The sequence below is a fragment of the Brachybacterium sp. Marseille-Q7125 genome, assembly GCF_023062615.1.
Classification (GTDB): Bacteria; Actinomycetota; Actinomycetes; order Actinomycetales; family Dermabacteraceae; genus Brachybacterium.
On record NZ_JALLAL010000111.1, the window covers coordinates 1 to 2155 of the forward strand.

Genomic DNA, 2155 nt, shown 5'->3' on the forward strand with positions numbered 1-2155 from the left:
CCGCCGCCGCTGCAACGTCATCTTCGCGATGCTCCGCGACGGCACCTACTACCAGCCCCCGACCACCGCCCCTACTCCCGAGCCGACCGCCCTCGCGGCTTGACTCAGAACATAGGGACACCCCCCCCGCACACAAAAGAGCGAGCGGTCCGGAGCTCTCAACCGGCAATGCCGGGGGCTCACGGACCGCTCGCGTGGCCTGTCGTCCGTCAGGGGTGGGTGCGGGCGATCAGGCGGGACGGGCTGCCAAAGGTGGGGGGAACCTGGCGTGTTGCCCGTCCGGCCGCTCCCCATGAGGGGGGTCTTGAGGAGCGGCACTCTTTTAAGTTTTCAACGTTCCTGTAGTGGGAACCCTACACATCCTCAGCGGGGATGCAACAGCCCCCACCGTCTCACATTCGCGAGATCCATGTCTCCTTGGCGACCCGTGCCACCAGGGAGGCTGCCCCCGCGAGATGCTGCGCTCGCAGTCTACTGGTCTCCAGCGATGCTGTAAACGCGCGGAGGTCCCGGATCTGCGTAGGTCGGACAGGGTATTGACGAAACTTTACCGAGCCCGTGCCAGAGTGCGGGGGTGCGCTTGGCCCGCGCACGGCCCCACGACGCCCGCCCCGCCCGAAAACAGTCAGCGACTTCCCAGCTCCACCGTGACCACTGTCGCATCGTCATGGACCTTCCGCGGGCGCCGCCCAGTTGGCAGGTCGCGCTCGGCGGCGCGGATGCGGGTGATCACGGCCGATGGGTCCTCCGCGAGCTCCGCCGCGAGCGACGCATCATCGTGCAGGCCCAACAGCTCCACCGCGCGAGTGACCCCATCGGAGACCAGCTGCACCCGCTCCAGCTGTGCCAGCGGGGTGCTGCCGGTGAGCGCCTGTGCGGCCGCCTCCTCCTCATGCCGCGCCACCCAGAATCCGCCGGGCCGATTGCGCTGAGCCTCAATCGCCTCGGCGCCGCGCTCGCGGGCCACGACCTGGTCGACCCGCGGATCGGTGAGGCGCCGCACCGCCCCATCGGCCCCGGTAAGCAGCAGCGAAGAGTCGCACAGCACCAGATGCTCGAGCACGTCCGCGCGCTGACGCACGGCAATGACGGTGGCCGATGGGCCGCCGCGCTCGAGCTCGCACTGATCCTCATGCAGGGAGCGCACCTCGCCGATCGCGGCGGCGAGCGCCGCATCGAGCCCCACCGCCGGGTCCTGGGCGCGCAGCAGCAGGCGCCCGGCGAGCTGGTGGGAGTACCAGGCGACGCTGTGGTGGCAGCCGGCACGGAAGCGGGGCGGCACCCCGGCGCCGTCGAGCATGACGGCGACGTCCCCGAGGATCCCGGCGGCATCCTCGTTCCCACCGGGGACGGCGGCGTCGGAGCAGACGTGAGCGCGCACGCATCTGAGCCTACGGGGGCGCGGTGGTGCCGGTCACGGCCGTAGAGTGGAGCGCGACCATGTCGGCGCCGCCCCCGCGGCGGGCCCGGCGCAGCGTGCAGAAGGGATGACGATGATCGCTCAGGCGCGGATCACCTCGGACACCAGTGCCACCGTGCACCTGGAGAAGGAGGCCGTAGAGGTCACCGGTGTCGATCTCGCGCAGGTCCGCGACCGGGTGAAGCAGGTTTTCATCACCGCCGCGAAGCTGGACGGGCAGAACCTCGATGTGGTGATCGTCGAGCCGGATGTGCGCCACCACCTGCGCGTAGAGCCGTCCGGGCGAATTACCGGGCGTGAGGCCGATGACCGGGAGGTCTGGGGCCCGGACATGGATGCTCCGCTGGTGCCGCCGATGGGGGATGACACCGCGGAGTTGCAGGGACTGCGTGCGGCTCTGGCCTCCCCGGCCACGGGTGAGCTGCCGACGGTGCGCTCGCATCGGGCCCGTCGGCGCCGTGCGGCGCTGCCGCCGCAGACCTCAGCGGACGCCGAGCGCGCCGACAGTGCCGCCTCGGGTGAGCATCCCGCGCTGGTGCTCTCTCCGGCACAGGTGGCGCCGATGCCGCGCGGCGCGCATTCGGCCGCGTCCGGGGCGACGGCGAGCTCGGCCCCGATGGCGTCGTCCGCGAGCCCCGCCCCGTCCGCTGACTCCGCGCCGTCCGCCGGTTCTGCGCCCACCGCGAGCTCGGCCCCATCGGCCCCATCGGCCCACTCAGCGATCTCCGCCCCCTC

The 2155-nt window shown here is 71.6% G+C and carries 1 protein-coding gene and 1 pseudogene; one reads left to right on the forward strand and one right to left on the reverse strand.

From position 1 onward, the window contains the following. Positions 1-625 precede the first annotated feature (625 nt). On the reverse strand, positions 626-1381 hold the full coding sequence (locus MU407_RS13895) for a protein phosphatase 2C domain-containing protein (protein ID WP_246958381.1): 756 nt from the start codon (positions 1379-1381) through the stop codon (positions 626-628). Between the two features lie 106 nt (positions 1382-1487). Between MU407_RS13895 and MU407_RS13900 the strand changes: the two are divergent. Then, positions 1488-2155 (forward strand): annotated as a pseudogene (locus MU407_RS13900) (chromosome partitioning protein); the annotation flags it as partial.